Consider the following 18,948-nt stretch of genomic DNA (forward strand, 5'->3'; position numbering starts at 1 on the left):
TTGCTATTTATGCATAACAATTGCGATAATTACGCCCTTGAAATTTCCGAGGGAGACCTCTTTTGCGTCAAAAGCTCTATTTCATTGTATTTCGACTTTTGACTGTTCTGTAAACACAACGAGTATTAAGTAAATCTAATGGCAGAAAAACGTAATATATTCCTTATAGGCCCTATGGGTGCTGGTAAAAGCACTATCGGTAGAGAAATAGCAGACCGATTACATCTTGAGTTTTTTGACTCTGACCAAGAAATAGAGCGCCGTACAGGAGCAGACATTGCTTGGGTTTTTGATCTTGAAGGTGAAGAAGGTTTCCGCAAAAGAGAAGAAACGGTAATTGAAGACTTGAGTGAGAAACAAGGTATTGTTTTAGCTACAGGTGGTGGTTCGGTAATCAGCACTAACGTTCGAAATCACTTGTCTGCTCGCGGTATCGTTGTTTATCTTGAAACAACGATTGATAAACAAGTTGCTCGTACGCAACGTGATCGTCGTCGTCCACTTTTACAAACATCTGAAGAACCACGTACAGTTTTGGAAAACTTGGCTGTTGAGCGTAATCCGTTTTATGAAGATATCGCAGATATTATCGTACAAACTGATGATCAAAGTGCCAAAGTTGTTGCTCATAAAATTATAGAGCGTCTCGACTTCTAATTTAAACTCGCGTTGGAACCTAGTAGTAACCTGATATGGCAATTCTTAATCTTGACTTAGGCACGCGTAGTTATCCTATCTATATTGATTCAGGTCTGATAAATAAAACAGACCTGCTTTCATCACATATTCGCGCTAAACGTGTATGTATAGTAACAAATGATATTGTAGCGCCTTTATACCTAGATTCATTAAAAGCGAAGTTAACAGACTTTGCCGTAGATGAAATCATACTTCCCGATGGTGAAGCTGAGAAAAGTTTAGCTAACTTTGAAGTTATTATGTCCCACCTGCTTACAAATGAGCACGGTAGAGATACAACTTTAATTGCTTTAGGTGGCGGTGTTATAGGTGATATAACTGGCTTTGCAGCAGCATGCTATCAGCGTGGTATTGATTTTATACAAATTCCAACAACATTACTTTCACAAGTGGATTCATCAGTTGGTGGAAAAACGGCAGTAAATCATCCATTAGGTAAAAACATGGTGGGTGCTTTTTACCAACCTAAAGCTGTTTTTATTGATATTGATAGTCTTACAACTTTACCCATTCGCGAATTTAATGCAGGAATGGCCGAAGTCATTAAATATGGAATTTTAGGTGATAAGTCATTCTTTGTATGGCTTGAAGATAATATGTCAGCGATTAAGGCTGGTGACAAAGTTGTATTAGCGCAGATGATTGAACGATGTTGCCAGTGTAAAGCTGACATTGTTGCCAGTGATGAAACTGAAGCGGGTATCAGAGCACTATTAAACCTAGGTCATACCTTTGGCCACGCAATCGAAGCAGAGCAAGGTTACGGTAAGTGGTTACATGGTGAAGCTGTTGCTACTGGCATGGTACTTGCTGCTAAGTTAGCAGTAGCAATGAATTTGCTTGAAGTGTCAGAACTTCGACGTATGGAAAAACTGATAGCAGCGTTTGATTTACCTGTAACTGCTCCTCAAGGCATGGGTTTCGCTGAATTTATCCGCCATATGCGTCGAGACAAAAAAAATATAGCCGGTAAGCTTAGGTTTATAATACCAACAGCTATTGGCCAATCTGAAATTCGTGACGATGTCACTCAGGATACGCTTCAAGAAATTCTATAATTAACTTTTCTCGTCGGCGAGCAGCCTGCGAGACGAATTTAAAGCATAGAAAGGATTAAGCATGTCTGCAGCCGCAAACACCTCATCGGCATACCATACACCACAAGGACTAACAGAGAGTGACTCAACGTTAGTCGATGGTAATATAGGTATTAGCGTAACTTCACGTATCGATTACAACTTACGTTTTACTCAACAAGCGGTGCTAGTTGTAGGTAATAATGCGGAACAGTATTCACAATTAGCTAGTCAATTTCTTGTCAATCTTTCTACTGTAAAACCTTCTGCCGGCGAACTTGCTCATCAAGATAATCACATTAATGTAGCGTTTGTTTCAGCCTCTTCAAAGTTAAATGATATTCAAATACGATGTCGATTAATCGAACAGTTATTTGTGAATACCTTATTTGATCCAGAGCAATCGCTCGCGGTAAGTGTTTTACGATTTGCTAAACAGCACGGTGAAGCAATTTCTATCGTAATAGACCATGCACATGCTCTTTCATTGCAGGTTAAATATGAATTATGTCAATTAGTGAACTTAGCCAAAAAAAGTAAGCTCACGATTAACGTGGTACTTTTCGGTTTAACGGAAGCAGCCCAACAACTCGCGATTAATAAAAGTTTGTTCAAGAATAAAATGGCTATTATTGATGCCGCAACAGGTCAAGTTATTAGCTTAGATGATAATAAAATTATGCTTAAAAAGGATGTGAGTCCTTTATCGTTAGGGCAAAAGGTAAGTTTGGTTAGTGCTATGCTGCTTGTTGCTGTTGCACTATTCTGGATCTATTTATTAATAGCTGAGGATGTGAATCAGCAGACTTTCAGCAGTACGGATCAGACTGTTCTGGAAAAGCATAGCGAGCAAACTTTATTACCGACTAAATTAACCGACAGCTCAGGTAATAAGCCGGCAAGACAAATGCAAAAGAAACATAAAACTGAAGTAATGGAATCGTCACTTGCATTAACTGCATCAGAAGTTATAAACCTAGCAACGAGTGAAGAGATTAATCAGGCCTTAATGGCTAATATCTTAGTTGCACCTATTGAGATATTACCCGCTGAAGCTGGTGATGTTCTGCAAGCATTAGTTATCGCGGACAATAAGAGCGATGCTAATGTTGCTCGTGCAACAACTAAAGAAGCAGCTAATCAAACTCAAACAGTTGAAATCACTAATAGCTATTATCAAACGAAAGCAGAAGAATATGAAAATGGCTATGTCGTGCAAATTGCTGGCTTTTCTGATGAAAATTTATTGAAACGATTTTTAGCACTTTACCCAGAAAAGAATTTTCATAGCTACCAGAGGCAGCTTAATGGTAAAAGTTTTACAGTTATAACCTCAAAGGTTTTTAAAAATAAAACGGAAGCTAAAGCAACAATCCAGTCGTTACCAATACAACTGATCGAACGCAAACCTTGGGTCAAGTCTATTTCGTCCGTTATCAATGAAATTAATACCTTTACGCGATAATTCAAGCTACAATCCGCTCTTAATTTATTAAATGAAGCTACGGCTTAAGTCTGCAGCCAGAATAATAAAGATCAAGCATAGTTGATGAAGGAGACTACTCATACTTAGTTGTAATGAGAGGATACTTCGACAATATATTTCTGCCCAGATCTATGCAAAATATATAACTGCTATTATTCTCCTGAAAATAACGCCAGCATAAATGCAGTATTGGCAATAAGGTTTAGAGTGAGTAAAGATACATTGCAAACCAATATGCGATCGGCCTTAAAATGGGCAGGTGGAAAGAAACGAGTTATTGGTGATATCCTAAAAGTTTTGCCAGTTAAAGGCAAAAAAAGATTAGTTGAACCTTTCGTTGGTGGTGGCTCTGTTTTCTTGAATATAGACTTTGATGAATATCTGTTAATTGATATGAATAAAGATCTTATCGCTCTATTTAATATTATCAAAAATCAATCGGCTGAATTTATAAATGATGCTGAAAAGTACTTTAATGGTGATTATAACCATGCTGAAAAGTATTATGAATTACGTAAGCAGTTTAATGAAACCAGTGATTCATACCAACGCTCAATACTCTTTTTATATCTAAATAGGCATGGTTATAACGGTTTATGTCGTTACAATAAAAGTGGCGGTTATAATGTCCCTTTTGGAAGATATAAGCACCCTTACTTTCCAAAAGCTGAAATAGAGTTTTTCTCAAAAAAAGCGCAAAGAGCAACGTTTATTCAAGGGGATTTCGAAACTGCATTTTCTCAACTTAGAAGTGATGATGTTGTTTATTGCGATCCACCGTACTCGCCAATTAATAGAACGGCTAATTTCACCGCTTATGCAGGAAACTCGTTTACGGATGCAGATCAAATTAGATTAGTCGCTTGTGCCGAAAAAGCAAAACTGCAAGGTGTACCGACTATTATTTCTAATCATCACGTAGATTTTACCCGTGAACTATACAAAAATGCGGATAAGAGAGAGTTTTTTCAAGTACAACGTTCAATCAGTCCAAAGGGAAAAGGACGAGTCAAAGTCAAAGAAGTATTAGCACTCTATAAGTAAGCGTTATATTGGTATTAATAAAGCATCAAGCGAATCTAACAATTCAACAGGGCTTTACTTACGTTCCTTAGTAACTTGATTCGGACCTAGTTCTTTGAGTGATAAAACCCCTATCTTACCTTCAGCCCCTGCAGCAAGAAATACATTGTCATCACTCGCTAAACTATAGAATCCTCGGGAATCTTTAGCGTTTTCATTTGGCTGTGCGCTAACAAGTGCTTGCCAGGTATTTCCTGCATCATACGATATATCAGTCGCCGTTTTACCTGAGGCCAGACAAATCGAATCTTGGCACGACATCGTTGTCCTTAATCCTGTACTACCAGTCTTGATCGATTGCCACTGCCCATTAGCTAGCTTAGCCATATTCGGGTACTTCTGTCGACGTTGTAGGTAATCTCCGCCTATGACAAATGGCTGTTCTAGATGGTTCAAGGCGACACCATAACCACCAGAGGTCTGTGTATTTTTATATAGTGGTACAGAGTTACGCTGCCAAGTTTCACCGTAGTCATCACTTACATAGACAGAGGCAGAGAAACCGCCGGTGGCAATCCATGCTTTACCATTATTACCAACAATGATGCTATTACCACTGGCAGCAAAGGCAGACTCTTTTGTTAAAATCTTGGGTATTTTATTTTTAGCAATTCTACGAAAGGTTTTACCACCATCGTTCGTTTTTTTAATAACATAATAACCATCAACTGGGTCGCCCATTAGCAAACCCCGCTTATCATTCCAAAAGGCAATAGAATTAAAGAAACCCAATTTATCTGTGTTTTGATAAAGTAATTGCCAGCTGTTACCCGCATCAGTTGTTTTGTAAAGTGTCGAAAGCTCACCAGTACCAGCAGCCATCACTATCGCGGTTTTATTATCGAAAAGTTCAATATCTCGAAAATCCATTTTTAGTTCTGCTGAAATAGATTTATCTTGCCAAGTGGTTCCTCCATCTTGGCTGACAAAAACACTATTAGCACTGCCTGTTACCCAGTAAGAGTTTTGCTTTATTGCGGTACCGCGTAATGAGGCTTTATTGGGGATATGAGAGTATGCCCATTTGGGTGACTCATTATTCATACTTAATTTATAAATGCTTGCTGAGAATAAAGTAGAAGAGAAAGTAGCAGTAATTAACAGCGCAGATAGAGTGGTTCTATTAAGCATATTAGTCATTTATTATATTATGGGTCCTAAGAGAATAAATTATTAACTTTTAATAGCAAGCTTTTTGTATACGATATATCGTTTGCTTGAGTAGAGGAGAGTCTTTAGTATGAAAGCTTTACTTTGGCAGGAAGGTATTGAATTTATGGGCTATCTATCGGGCTATAATTATTTACCATTTAGGTAATTACACGGTTTTTAGCTTGGCATAACTAAGCTAACAACTGCTATCAAGCAAGCTATAAAAATTAGTACCGCGAGCAGACCGGCAATAATAAAGTGCGAGAGCTTACCTTGAGACAAATCTCGCTTACGGTTATTGTTATTTTGCACGCCAAAGAAAGCAGCAGCAACACTTTTAAAAGTATCCACTATGCTGGTTTGGGCGATGAAAGATAACGTCGCTTTAATGGAGGCTATAATGAATCAACTCCACAAAATCTAAATAATGTAAATGCGTTGATTTACTTTCACCAGATAACCAAGATAACCAGCTCTTATTTGACATATTACTTGTGCGGCATGGATGATTTATATGGTTCATTGGTAAGTTTGACTCTACAACCAAGCATGAAGCAAGTAATTGGGCTTGTATACGTTGGCTGGCAGTTTGTTTGTTCAGAGTAAACAGAATAACTAGAGTAAGAGTTAAAGCAAAAAATAATTGCTTAAACTTTGAAAAAGAAGAATTTGTCATAATCCGTTTTGACATTTGTATATACTTTAAACTAAAAGAGGTGAACAATTATAAGCTATGTTCACCTCAATGTCTTTGCTTGTTTTTTATTCTAATATCTAAACATTACTTTGAGTAATTATGCTTATAAATCGATATCGATACTATAAGCAACATAGAACTTCATATCGTCACTGCTAACACCATCATCGTAATCAGTTTTTGAAACGCCAAAAGTGAAGTTGTCTTTGCTTAACGAAACACCAAAATCAATTGAATCAGTTGAGAAGTCACCACTGTATGAGCCAAGGTGGAAAGCAAGTTCGGCTTCATTGCTAAGTGTTAAAGCATAATCAGCACTAGCGTAAATGCTATCGCCTGCATCAGCTCCTTCAGCAGAAGTTAAAACAGCAACACCTACCGTTAAACCAGTAAAAGTGAAGTTACCGTAAATTTCAGAAAAGTCAGCGTCACCGCTAGTTGAATCAGGGTAGCCATAATAAATGAAACCAACGTCATAAGACATACTGTCATTGATATCAGCAGAAAAACCGCCATATATATCTAATTCAGTACTCATGTCGCCCCAAGAAGCGTTTGAAGCCCAAGTACCAACATAAAATCCCGATGTAGAAGCGTAATCGATACCACCAGAAATAGCAGCATCACCACCTGTTTGTTCAAGGCCACGCCATAAATAGTTGCTGGTAGCTGCCACATTAGCAGATAGCCCTTCGGTAGCTGATGCTTGGAAAGAAAATGCGGAAGTAGCTAATAATGATGTCATAGCGATAGTTGTTAATGCTTTTTTCATAAAAGGTCTCGTTATTGTTTGTTATAAAAAGTGTCTGGCTATTAATTTGCAAACATGATGCCTAGATCATTAATTATAGACGTTATTCTGATTTTATCTTTATGCCTTTAATAATCAGCTACTTAGTGTGGTCGTTTATTATTGCACTCATTATTTATTTTCTGCTTAGTTAATGTGATGGACTATGTTGGTGCGGTTTTTTAGTAAATGATCATAAAAAGTGCAATAGGTTGGCCTGTTGCAATAGCTTGGAACTCGCATTTTCAACTAGCATGGGTATAATACCTGCATATTTTTTTAGGAAATTTGCCCATGTCACCATTTTTAATTGCTCCTTCTATATTATCAGCCGACTTTGCACGTTTAGGTGATGATGTTGCTAATGTCTTAGCAGCAGGTGCCGACGTTGTTCACTTTGACGTGATGGATAATCATTTTGTTCCAAATTTAACGTTCGGCCCAATGATATGTAAATCATTACGTGAATACGGTATAACGGCGCCAATTGACGTGCACTTGATGGTTAAGAACGTTGATACGCTTATTCCAGGATTTGCTGAAGCGGGTGCGGACATTATTACCTTTCATCCTGAAGCCAGTGATCACATAGACAGAAGTTTACAACTAATTAAAGATAATGGTTGTAAGGCCGGTTTAGTACTTAATCCAGCGACACCATTGCATTGTTTAGATTTTGTGATGGACAAACTTGACGTTATTTTATTAATGTCAGTTAATCCAGGCTTTGGTGGCCAATCTTTTATTCCAACTACATTAGACAAATTACGTTTGGTAAAAGAAAAAATTAAACAAAGTGGCTATGACATCCGCTTACAAGTAGATGGTGGCGTTAAAGCAAATAATATTGCAGAAATTGCTGAAGCAGGTGCAGATATGTTCGTTGCTGGCTCAGCAATATTTTCTCAAGCTGACTATAAAGTAGCAATCGATGAAATGCGTAGTGAGTTAGCCAAGGTCTCTCAGTAGTTTTGCAATAATCTCTCAATAAACATTAAGTAAAGTATTCAGAATTTAAAGGGTAAAAAAATGACAAGTAAACCTATTGTATTAAGTGGCTGTCAGCCGTCAGGCGAGTTAACTATTGGTAATTATTTAGGCGCATTAAAACAATGGGTTAATATGCAGTCAACACACGAGTGTTACTACATGCTTGTTGATCAACATGCGATCACTGTTCGTCCAAAAGCCGCCGATTTACGTAACGCAACGTTAGACGGTTTAGCTTTGTATCTAGCTTGTGGTGTTGACCCTGAGCAAAGTACTATCTTTATTCAATCACATGTTCCTGAGCATGCGCAATTGAGCTGGGTACTGAACTGCTATACCCAAATGGGTGAATTAAATCGCATGACTCAGTATAAAGATAAGTCACAAAAATCTGAAGCGAACATGAATGCTGGTTTATTTACTTATCCAGTATTGATGGCTGCTGATATTCTTCTTTATGGTGCTGACCGGGTTCCGGTAGGCGATGATCAAAAGCAGCATTTAGAGTTAGCTCGAGACATAGCTACGCGTTTTAATAACCTTTATGGTGATATCTTTACTGTGCCGGATCCTTTTATTCCTGAGCATGGCGCCCGTGTAATGAGCTTACTTGAGCCAACTAAGAAAATGTCTAAGTCTGATACTAATCCAGGTAACTTCATTGGCTTATTAGAAGACCCTAAAAAAATTGCTAAGAAAATAAAACGTGCAGTAACTGACTCAGATGAGCAAGCCAATATATATTACAGCCTAGAAGAAAAGCCAGGCGTATCAAATTTATTGTCATTATTATCTTGTGCAACCGGTAAAACTGTTGCCGACTTAGTACCTGATTATGAAGATAAAATGTATGGTCATTTAAAAGGTGATGTGGCTGATGCGGTAGTCGCTTTGTTAGAGCCAATTCAAGCTAAGTTCCATAAGTATCGTGCAGATGAAGCCTTCTTAGAGCAAGTCATGCGTAACGGTGCTGAGAAAGCTTCTGCCCGTGCGAGTAAAGTGCTTACTAAGGTATATGATGCGGTAGGTTTTATTCCTCGCCCATAAATAAAGTAATGTAGTGCAGGGGGGATAATTTGGCTAGGCATCTAACTCGTCACTTACCCTAGTACTTCATCATGAAAAAAGGCTTGTTTTCGAAAGAAAACAAGCCTTTTTTATAATCGCAATAAAAGCGCTATTTGTAGGATATTTTTTTAATCTTGCTGAGCTGCTTTGTTAGCTTGTTCGAATAAAGCATTACTTTGTTCTATAAAGCTATCAACACTATTGCTTGGAGCAATTAAATAACTGGGTGCCATGATGGTGGCATTGTATTGTGGGTGTGGATTAAACTCTGGTTTTTTACTGTATTGTAATAAATAACTACCACCGAACAGTAGTGTAGTAATACTTAGCGCCACAACAATTCTACGTTTCGCGCTTACATGAAAACCAATATAACTATTTAGCCAAAACAGGCAAAAAGCTAGACCAATCGGAACTAGCGCAATAATCAAACCTAGCACTGAATTACTCGCCGAGTTAAACGCAATAATTTCTTCCAATAGATCACTAAGCCACATCAGAATAAAAAAGGTAAAACTAATGCCAAGCTGGGCTAATATCCGAGGGTCATGTTTGGTGAGGTGAGATACTAACGCCACACCTGCTGGCCATACAGCAAAGAGTAAGCTCATACTAAAAGCGCTAACAAACAGTTGGCTTATATTTGTTTCTGTTGGTTGGTTCAAATAGGCAATATTAGCTGCGATAAGTATAAACAAAGCAATACTAGTAAATACTGCAACAGGGTGACGAATTAAATCAATTAGAGACTCGAACGGGCTAAAGGCAATAGTATCGGCAACTCTATGGTTCTTGAAAAGGATCCTTAACTGACTTTTCCCTAAAACAATCACATCACCATCATTAAGTACTTGTTGATGGGCATCTTGCTTTTTACATTCACTGTTTTCTAAGCTTGTGCCATTAACTGAATTATTATCATTAATACGCCAATCGTCTTGAGAATAGCTTAACGATAAATGCTGAGGGCAAATATGTGGGTCAGTTAAAATGATATCATTTTGATAATTTCTACCAATGGTAATATTATTTTGGTTTAGTCTATGACGATGCAACAACTTATGATTACGGGTGATTTCTTCAATAATAATCTCACCTTGCTCTATCGGTAAGTCATCATTTTCAACTGGCATTGTTGTCTCTGTTTCAATGATCCCAATTTGAGCATCTTTCATCACGTCCATATCTACTTCCTTGCCTATTTCCATGATACCGCCTCCATAAACTTACCGGTAAATTCCATAGCATTCTCTTGGCTAACACCGGCTAAAGTAAAGTGACTTACTAAAGCTTGCTGGTTTTTATCGACACTAGCACCTAAGTACAAAACATCAAACAAACCAGGGAAGTCTTTGTAAGCGCGAGTACAGAAAACGCTTTTGTTGGTAATGCTCTTACTTGTATTAGCAGTACTGGAAGGCGTAATTAAATCATTGTTACACTGGTATTCACTGACATCATTTTTGCTCGCTCTATTACCGCTACCAGCTCGAGCTATTTGTTTTTGATATAAATGATAAAATTTATTATCACTTAAGTTTTTTGCCTGCATATAGCGAAATTCAATTTCGACACTGCCGGTAAAAAAGTGTGATGAAATATAGGTGTTTTCATCTAAAGAACAATTAGCAATGGCAGCTAAAATAAGCGCATCTTTTTTATCCGCATTGGAATCCCCCCAACAGCGAATAAAGGGTACTTCAATAACAGGGAACATTGCCTTACCGGCAAGTTCTTTACTTTGCCAAGTATTATTAAGCAGTGCTTTCATCAGTTTATTTTGATTTGAAAATAACTGTGCTGCCATTTGTTGCTTTATATCTTCAGGTGCTTCTTTGTTGTAATCGTGAAATAGTTTAACCAACTTCTCGTGTGGAACTAAGAAGCCAATTTGATTGCCAGAGGTAGCGACATTGATGCCCACGACCTGTTCAGATTTATTAACGACAGGTCCGCCACTCATACCTGAATTAATAGAGCCGGTAAAATGAATACGCTCATTGAAGGATTCTTTTTTTAAACCATTATAAGTACCAGGTACCACAATCATGCCTAAATCATGAGGATTACCTAAAGCAAATAACTTCTCACCTTTAATGGGTTTTGTATCCGAAAGCCTGAAGTAGGGCATGTCACCGTCAACCTGACGTTTTACTAACGCTAAATCATTAATAACATCGACACTTACCAAGTCCATTTCAGCAGTGTTGCCTTGGTGATCTAAGTACTCAATACGATATTTTTCTGGGTGGCGCGCATAGCTAGATATTACATGGTAGTTAGTCGCAATAATCCCATCTTTACTGATTTGAAAACCTGATCCGATAGACGATTTCTCCCCGCTGGCTTTATCAATTAGTTTAATTTGATAAAGGGATGGGGTGAGTTGAGCAAATATTTCTTCTGCTTGCTCAGAAGCAAAAGTAGTGTGACTTAATAGTATAAAAACTAAGGTAAAAAAAGCTTTCATTCATCTTCCTGTTGATAACCTATTCAGCCATTGTGACAGTAAATTTACATTTGTCACCCATAAATCACCTTGCTTGATTTAAGTCATAGTTTCCCTTGTTGAAGACGCGTATGATTTTTATTCTATATCTATCGTTCCACACCATAATGCAGCATTGAGTGGAATGGTTATAATTGCCTAGTCAATTTTCTATTAAAGAGGTTTGTGTGAAAAAATTTATCAGTATTGTCAGTGCATTGGTATTGAGCGGCTTTGCTCATCTAGCAAGTGCTAGCGATGAGCTTTGCCTTGCCAGCAATAACGACTGTACTTTCGTTTTGTTAAGTCAAAAAGTCAGTGAAACAGTGGGTGAGACAATTAGTAAGGTGGAGACTTCTCACCATAAAGGAAAAATATCTCAAGGCTCATCATTTACCGAAGAAAATGAAATGCTGTTACTGGTGAATGAAGAAAGAGCAAAACAACGCTTATCACCTTTTTCTACCTTTAAAATCACGAATAGTTTAATTGCTCTTGATACTAAGTTGATTGTTAATACAGAACAAAGCTTAACTTTTGATAAAGATAAATATCCAGTGCAAGGGTGGTGGCCATCGGTTTGGAAACTACCAACATACAATCTTGCCAGCGCATTTAAATTCTCTATGGTGGCTATTTACCGTCAAATGGCAACGGATATAGGGCAAGAGACCATGCAGTCTTATGTCTCAAGCTTTGAGTACGGCAACCAAGACATCTCTTCAGGATTAGATAGTTTTTGGCTAAATGGTAGTATGCAAATATCAGCTATTGAACAAGTACTATTTTTACAAAAAATGCATCGAGGCCAACTATCGATAAGCAAAGACAGTATTGATACGCTAAAAGAAATCATGCTGGTTGAAAAAAACGCTAACTACTCGCTCTACGCAAAAACAGGAGCAGGTAGAGCTAATGATAAAGATAAAAGCAGTAAAGCGATGTTAGGTTGGTATGTTGGTTTTGTTGAAAATGATAAAGGTGTGCATTATTTCGCCTTTAACTTTACCCGAGAAAACTATAAAAAAATGAAAGCTGTCCGTATTAAAATAGCCAGAAATCATTTGAAAAAAGCAGGTGTTATTTAGTCTTTTACGCTTGTCTCTTCACCCTTATTTGACCTAGCGCAAGTAAGCAACTTTTAGGGTGCGACACTTTGTCGCACATTGCCCATTTCCCTTTGTTTTCAAATGTAATCACTTACAAAATAGCGGTATACCTAAATTTATTTAATATTACCCGTAAGTGAATCACTATGAATTTTACTCTAAAACCTCTTGCTATCGCGATTAACCTGATTGTATTAAGTAGTTGTGCTTTAGCACTGCCAGTCTTAGCATTCAATTCTTCAGCAAATATGGCCCAAGGCACTATTAAAGATATTGAAGTTATCACTATCTCAAATCAGCGTCATAATACCCTAGATGATAATCAAAGTTATGCGCAAGGAAAAACCACTGAAGCTGATTTAGCTAATTGGTTAGCTTCAGTACCAGGCGCAAATATTAATAGCAATGGCCCTATTACTGGTATCGCACAATATCGTGGTTTATTTGGTGATAGAGTAGCAACCTCCCTTGATGGCCACCCTATTGTTGGTGCAGGCCCTAATGCGATGGATACGCCGTTAAGTTATTCAACACCACTTATTGTTGATTCAATGACGGTTTACCGTGGTATTGCACCCGTCTCTGCGGGCATGAATACGCTAGGTGGCGCTATTGATATTAAAATGCGTAAAGCAGAAGTGATTGGCTCAGACACCACTCAAGTTAGTGGTGATTTACAGGCCGGCTATCGTAGTAACAATAGTGCTAGTACACTTTCTGGTGTTACTAATATTGCTAAAGGCGATGTTGCTGTACTGCTTTATGGTAATACCCAAGCGGGTGATGATATGGAAAGTGGTGACGGTACTGTAATAGCCCCCACTGAATTTGATAAAACCCAAGCAGGTTTTGATATCAGACACTCAGTTGAAAGTAACACCATTGGTTTAAGTTATCACTACACCAAAACGACCGGCTCAGGTACGCCGGCGCTACCGATGGATATTGAGTATATTGAAAGTCAGCGCATCAACGTAGATGGTGACTTTCTTATGGGAGAGTGGCAAGGAGAATGGTCGCTTGGTTATCTCGATGCCGATCACGGTATGACTAATTTTCTTATGCGCGCTCATGATCCAATGAAAAAACGTCGTAATACCGCAATTGCAGATACCACTGATTTTAAATTCGTATTAAATCGTGAATTGAGCTTTGGTGACTTTTCTTTAGGTGAAATAGCGTTTGGCATTGATGGCTACATGGCGACCCATGACTCTGTTATCACGAACCCAAGTAACGATATGTTTGAGGTTGTTAACTTTAACAACGTCACAGATGATCGTGTTGCCTTTTTTACCGAGTGGCAAAATACATATCGCCAAACAACTATCCAGTTAGGTGTACGAGTAAAACATGCGAAATCGAATGCTGATGAAGTTCACGGCAATATGCCAATGAACATGACGATGGGTGACATGAACTCAGGTATGGGCGATATGCCTGCTATGGATTCTGGCATGGCAATGCCTAGCATGGGTACTTTAATGAGTGATCTTGAGGATGACTTTAATAATGCCGACCGTGAAGTGTCAGATACTAACGTTGATGTTGCCCTTAGTACAGAGACTCAACTCAGTGAGTCATTATCACTTTATATTGGTGCAGGTGTTAAAAACCGCGCGCCATCGTATCAAGAGCGTTACTTGTGGACACCAATGGAAGCCACTGGTGGTTTAGCTGATGGTCATACTTATATTGGTGACATTAATCTTGAATCAGAAACCGCTTATCAAGGTGACCTTGGCTTAACGTGGCAAAGTAGCGACTTCATGATTGCGCCGCATGTCTTTTATCAAAATATTGATAATTACATTCAAGGTACGCCAATGGGAATGGACGATATGGCGGCTTCTTCCATGGCATCAATGATGTCAGGCGATGATAACGCACTTAAATTTAGTAATGTTGATGCTAAGTTATACGGTGCGGATGTTAACTGGTATTACAATATTAATGATAGCTTCCAATTATCTGGTATTGCCAGCTACGTCAAAGGTGAACGTCGTGATATTGATGACAACCTTTATCGTATTGCACCACTTAATGGCCAAGTAAGCTTTACTTATCATAGTGATAATATCATTGGTAACGTAACGTTAATCGCCGTAGCAGCACAAAATGATGTCTCTGAAACAAATACCGAGCAGGCTACCGCCGGTTACGGTTTAGTTAACATTGATGTCGAATATTTCGTAAGCAATGATTTTACCCTACGTGGCGGTGTTGATAACTTACTTGATAGAGAATATCAAAATCACTTAGGTGGCTATAACCGCGTTAAAGAAATGGGTACGCCAGTGATGACAAGATTACCTAGCGAAGGTATGAGTGCTTGGATTGAGGCAACCTATTCTTTTTAAACTTATTTTGAACAAATGTACTATTGAACTTTGTTGATAGGGCTTCTTTCCTCTGTTTTTAGACTATTATTATTAATAACCGTCTAATTATTAATATTGCTTTTTGATTGTGTCGCTATGTTAAAGATAATGATAAAAGCACGGTTAGTACTAGAACAATTAGGTGAGAATATATATTTCCAATGAAGAAGGAAGTCCCTATGAGTTTATTAAAATTCACTGCTTCAGCACTAACAGTTGCTGTTTTATCGAGTGTTTCAGCTAATTCAATGGCAGAGCGCTTTATCATTCAAGTTGATAATAATAACAAAGGTGTCGTTAAAGCTCTGGCTAAAAAATTAGGTGGCGATGTGCACCTTGATGCCCATGGTTTTATCGCTGCAAGTTTTGCAGGCAAGGATCTTACTCAAGTAAAAGGACTTCTTAGTAACCCACATATCAAATTAATTGAAGTCGATCAAAAACGTCATTTAATGTCACTTCCTTATAATGATGTACTTTCAACGGAGGTTGGCTCGTCGCAAATCACCCCTTACGCTGTCTATCAATCCCAAGCTGATCAGTTAAGCTTTGATCCTGGTATTGGCATCAAAGTTTGCATCATTGATTCTGGTATTGGGAGAAATACTGACGACGAAGGCGAATATCACCCCGATTTTAATTGGGCCAATATTTCAGGCACTAATGATTCAGGCACTGGCGATTGGTTTGAGCATGGCGGCCCTCATGGTACTCATGTTGCAGGTACTGTTGCCGCAAAAAATAATGGTGTCGGTGTCGTTGGTATGGCACCCGGTGTTTACCTTCATATAGTTAAAGTATTTAATGAGAGCGGTTGGGGATACTCTTCAGATTTAGCTAAAGCAGCCAATGATTGCTCTGGCGCTGATATCATTAGTATGAGCCTTGGTGGTGGTGGTACTAATAGCACTGAGGAAAACGCATTTAAGAACTTTACTGATGCTGGCGGTTTAGTGTTAGCGGCGGCAGGTAACGACAGCAACAATGTTCGTTCATACCCGGCAGGCTATTCATCAGTCATGATGATTGGGGCAAATGATGCGGACAATAATATTGCTAATTTTTCACAATACCCAAGTTGTGATATCACCACCGGCAGAGGAAAAAATCGTAAAACGGTATCTGATGAAACTAGATGTGTTGAAGTCACCGCTGGTGGCGTTAATACCTTATCAACTTATCCGGAAGGTTTAGCAAGAACGGCGAGTTTAACGGCAACCTCAGGAAGTGATACTCAGAGTATTTATTATGCCTCATCGGTGATGGAAAACTCAGGTACAGCTAATGCAGAAACCTACCCAATGGGGACTGCAGGAACAACGGATGAGGGGGCTAGTGGTAAAATTTGTCTCATTGATAGAGGAGACAATATATCTTTTCAAACCAAAGTACTTAATTGTGAAAGCTCTGGTGGTTTAGGTGCCATTATTATTAATAATGTTGAGGGCATGTTATATGGAACTTTAGGAAGCCCTAACGGAACAAGCATTCCTGCGGTTGGTGCGGCATTGGCCGATAGAACAGCACTGAATGCTTCAAGCAGTGCTGCTGTTAGCATCACCAGCTCAGATTATGGCTATATGAGTGGTACTTCCATGGCTACACCTGCTGTTGCAGGCGTTGCTGCTTTAGTTTGGTCACATAACACTGGCTGTACTGGTATTGATATTCGCAATGCGTTAAAAGCAACGGCACAAGATGGTGGTGTTTCAGGAAAAGATGTTCATTTTGGTTATGGTATTGTGCAAGCAAAAGCCGCCAGTGAATATTTAACCGCTGAGGGCTGTGGTATTATTACGGATCCTGAGCCTATAGATGATATTACTTTAACGGCTAGTTTTAAAGGAAAGAAAGTGAACTTATCTTGGTCTGGTCTAGCAGGTACTGTTGTTGACATATTTCGAAATGGTATAAACATTTCGACCACAGCCAATGATGGCAGTTATAATGATCGTATAAATGAAAATGTTAATTCATATACCTATCAGGTGTGTGAAGAAGGCACCGAAGTTTGTAGTGAATTTGTTACTGTTGATTTTTAAACACTGCAAAAGTAATTAGTCATCCTTAATTAGATGCAAAAAAAGTGAAAAAGCCAAGACTTTAGGTCTTGGCTTTTTTATGGATACTCTATTTATCTGATGATAGCGATAGCGTTTATTCTCTCAGTTTACCCCTCTTTATTAAAATCGATGATCCCTTCAACAAGCACCGTAATATTTGCTAGCTTATTACTCGGTGAAATGGATCTGTATTCATTAATGTCTTAGCGTAATAAGACGAAAATGAGATACACCTAAACCTTATTTAGGTGTTTGCAATACGGACCATTTGTTCGGAGATTTATTCACCTAAATGACAAGTAATCGCCCAAATATTGCAAAGGTGTACATAACCAAACTCCAGTAGTTCATCGCATTCAAATTCATTCTGGAAATAATGGATGCAACTTACTGCCCAGTGCTGATCATATTCCACTCGTTACTTCAGCAGTAATCACTAACATTACGTTCTATCTTAGGCGTAGTATGCCTAAAATACTGTTTTGAGTATTTTACTAAATAGAATGATTTTTAGGATAGCATTTCATCTCCAGTAGCATTACGATAAATTAAAGCATGTTTCATAGAGCTAGAATGCTAAGTGATGTATTTCACTCATTTGGTGTAAGTACAAAACTAATAAAATATTAGCTTTATAAAACCGTCCATTTAATTATTTACCGAAATAAAAGTAAGGTCGCACCATGGAACGAAGAGAATTTATTAAAAACATTGGTTTAGGTGTTTCAGCTAGTACGTTAATGGCATGTGCTGCGCCAATAAAAATGATAGCGGCACAGCCAGAAAAACGGCTATTTATCGATGGCTTATCGTTTGTTCCTTCCGACCATAATGATATTGAAGCGTCAGGTTTAAATGCTTTTATTGCAGATATTTCTGATATTGAAGCAATTGCGAGACCTGATGGAAGTATGAACTATAAACGTACCTATCAAGCATGTATGAAAAGTATTAAGGAGAAAAAGACACAATTAGAGTCTTCTCCTGAAATATTTATGATTGCAAAGTCAGGGAAAGATATAGAGACAGCGAGAAAAAATAATCAGTGTGCGGTGTTTTTACAAATTCAAGGTGCAGACTGTGTGGAAGATGGGTTGCAGCAAGTTGATGAGTTTTATGAGCAAGGACTTAGAGTTCTACAACTTACCCATCACTATAATAATGTATATGCAGGAGGGGCGTTAAGTGTCGGTAATGCGGGCTTATCAAATGAGGGTTTAGCGCTTATTGATAAGTTAGAAGCAAAACATATGTTAATAGACTTATCTCATTCTAGTGATGCTAGTGCAGAACAATCTTTAGCCCGAGCTAAAGGGCCTATTGTACAAACACATGGTGCAGCACGTGCCATTATTAATAATTCTCGTTGTTCCCCCGATCATATCATTAAAGGCATAGCTGAAAGTGGCGGCGTTTTTGGTGTATTTATGATGTCTTGGTGGTTAACTAATGAAAAAGTACCTCGATCTGAGCACTATATAAATCATTTAAAGCATATTAAAAATATTGCAGGAGCGGATGCAGTTGCAATCGCAAATGACTACCCCTTAAGAGGTCATGAAAAAGCATTAGCTTCAGGAAATAATAACAAAATTGCTATCGATGGCTACAAACAATGGTGGGAATCTATTGGGAAAACAGGCGTGTTAGGTTTTGAGCGAGAAGCAAACCACATTATCATCCCTGAACTTAATCATATTAAACGTATGCACTCGATAGAATATTTATTAACAAAATCTGGGTTTACTAGTAATGAAATTGATAAAGTGATGGGGCAGAATTGGCAAAGAGTACTTAATGATGTGCTTGTTTAAAACGAATATAGCATTATTTTCAGTGATTAAAATACTGGTTTTATACTGTTCA

The 18,948-nt window shown here is 38.2% G+C and carries 15 protein-coding genes; 10 read left to right on the forward strand and 5 right to left on the reverse strand.

What is annotated here, in order from left to right; all coding sequences use genetic code 11:
- Positions 1 to 138: 138 nt before the first annotated feature.
- The 4 genes from aroK (at position 139) to CXF85_RS11485 (ending at position 4,305) form a co-directional block, all read left to right on the forward strand.
- Positions 139 to 657 carry a shikimate kinase AroK gene (gene aroK / locus CXF85_RS11470; RefSeq protein ID WP_101228674.1) on the forward strand — a complete coding sequence of 173 codons (519 nt, stop codon included), beginning with the start codon at positions 139 to 141 and terminating at the stop codon, positions 655 to 657.
- Between the two features lie 35 nt (positions 658 to 692).
- Entirely contained in the window at positions 693 to 1,757 is a 1,065-nt protein-coding gene (aroB, locus tag CXF85_RS11475; protein ID WP_101228675.1) for a 3-dehydroquinate synthase, read from the forward strand.
- 61 nt (positions 1,758 to 1,818) lie between these two features.
- Positions 1,819 to 3,240 carry an SPOR domain-containing protein gene (locus tag CXF85_RS11480; RefSeq protein ID WP_101228676.1) on the forward strand — a complete coding sequence of 474 codons (1,422 nt, stop codon included), beginning with the start codon at positions 1,819 to 1,821 and terminating at the stop codon, positions 3,238 to 3,240.
- Positions 3,241 to 3,495: 255 nt separating this feature from the next.
- Positions 3,496 to 4,305 (forward strand): Dam family site-specific DNA-(adenine-N6)-methyltransferase, encoded by an 810-nt coding sequence (locus CXF85_RS11485; protein ID WP_101228728.1) that lies wholly within the window; start codon positions 3,496 to 3,498, stop codon positions 4,303 to 4,305.
- 54 nt (positions 4,306 to 4,359) lie between these two features.
- Here the strand turns inward: CXF85_RS11485 and CXF85_RS11490 are convergent, their stop codons facing one another.
- From CXF85_RS11490 to CXF85_RS11505, 3 genes are all read right to left on the reverse strand, one after another.
- Complete coding sequence (locus CXF85_RS11490; RefSeq protein ID WP_157829085.1) at positions 4,360 to 5,475, reverse strand: WD40/YVTN/BNR-like repeat-containing protein; 1,116 nt, start codon at positions 5,473 to 5,475, stop codon at positions 4,360 to 4,362.
- Positions 5,476 to 5,673: 198 nt separating this feature from the next.
- A complete protein-coding gene (locus CXF85_RS11495; RefSeq protein ID WP_232771168.1) occupies positions 5,674 to 5,847 on the reverse strand; it encodes a DUF2970 domain-containing protein in 174 nt (57 codons plus the stop codon).
- A 449-nt stretch (positions 5,848 to 6,296) separates the two neighbouring features.
- The gene (locus tag CXF85_RS11505) at positions 6,297 to 6,965 is read right to left on the reverse strand and encodes a TorF family putative porin (RefSeq protein ID WP_101228680.1); all 669 of its coding nucleotides are present in this window, start codon (positions 6,963 to 6,965) and stop codon (positions 6,297 to 6,299) included.
- A gap of 312 nt (positions 6,966 to 7,277) precedes the next feature.
- Between CXF85_RS11505 and rpe the strand changes: the two genes are divergently transcribed.
- Positions 7,278 to 7,952 (forward strand): ribulose-phosphate 3-epimerase, encoded by a 675-nt coding sequence (gene rpe / locus CXF85_RS11510; RefSeq protein ID WP_101228681.1) that lies wholly within the window; start codon positions 7,278 to 7,280, stop codon positions 7,950 to 7,952.
- A 60-nt stretch (positions 7,953 to 8,012) separates the two neighbouring features.
- A complete protein-coding gene (gene trpS, locus CXF85_RS11515; RefSeq protein WP_101228682.1) occupies positions 8,013 to 9,020 on the forward strand; it encodes a tryptophan--tRNA ligase in 1,008 nt (335 codons plus the stop codon).
- 149 nt (positions 9,021 to 9,169) lie between these two features.
- Here the strand turns inward: trpS and CXF85_RS11520 are convergent, their stop codons facing one another.
- Together CXF85_RS11520 and CXF85_RS11525 are read right to left on the reverse strand one after the other, a co-directional pair.
- Positions 9,170 to 10,249: an FHA domain-containing protein gene (locus tag CXF85_RS11520; RefSeq protein WP_232771169.1), complete on the reverse strand. Its 1,080-nt coding sequence runs from the start codon at positions 10,247 to 10,249 to the stop codon at positions 9,170 to 9,172.
- The gene (locus CXF85_RS11525; protein ID WP_101228683.1) at positions 10,240 to 11,511 is read right to left on the reverse strand and encodes a S1C family serine protease; all 1,272 of its coding nucleotides are present in this window, start codon (positions 11,509 to 11,511) and stop codon (positions 10,240 to 10,242) included. Before CXF85_RS11525 ends, CXF85_RS11520 begins: the two co-directional genes overlap by 10 nt.
- Before the next feature lie 206 nt (positions 11,512 to 11,717).
- Between CXF85_RS11525 and CXF85_RS11530 the strand changes: the two genes are divergently transcribed.
- The 4 genes from CXF85_RS11530 to CXF85_RS11545 all read left to right on the forward strand — a co-directional run bounded on the left by CXF85_RS11530 (position 11,718) and on the right by CXF85_RS11545 (position 18,896).
- Positions 11,718 to 12,617, forward strand: a complete 900-nt coding sequence (locus CXF85_RS11530; RefSeq protein WP_101228684.1) for a penicillin-binding transpeptidase domain-containing protein — start codon at positions 11,718 to 11,720, stop codon at positions 12,615 to 12,617.
- Positions 12,618 to 12,784: 167 nt separating this feature from the next.
- Positions 12,785 to 14,998 carry a TonB-dependent receptor gene (locus CXF85_RS11535; protein ID WP_101228685.1) on the forward strand — a complete coding sequence of 738 codons (2,214 nt, stop codon included), beginning with the start codon at positions 12,785 to 12,787 and terminating at the stop codon, positions 14,996 to 14,998.
- A 200-nt stretch (positions 14,999 to 15,198) separates the two neighbouring features.
- Positions 15,199 to 17,061, forward strand: a complete 1,863-nt coding sequence (locus CXF85_RS11540) for a S8 family serine peptidase (RefSeq protein ID WP_101228686.1) — start codon at positions 15,199 to 15,201, stop codon at positions 17,059 to 17,061.
- Positions 17,062 to 17,765: 704 nt separating this feature from the next.
- On the forward strand, positions 17,766 to 18,896 hold the full coding sequence (locus CXF85_RS11545; protein ID WP_101228687.1) for a membrane dipeptidase: 1,131 nt from the start codon (positions 17,766 to 17,768) through the stop codon (positions 18,894 to 18,896).
- Positions 18,897 to 18,948 lie beyond the last annotated feature (52 nt).

This window comes from Colwellia sp. 75C3 (assembly GCF_002836255.1).
In the GTDB taxonomy this organism is placed as follows: Bacteria; Pseudomonadota; Gammaproteobacteria; order Enterobacterales; family Alteromonadaceae; genus Colwellia.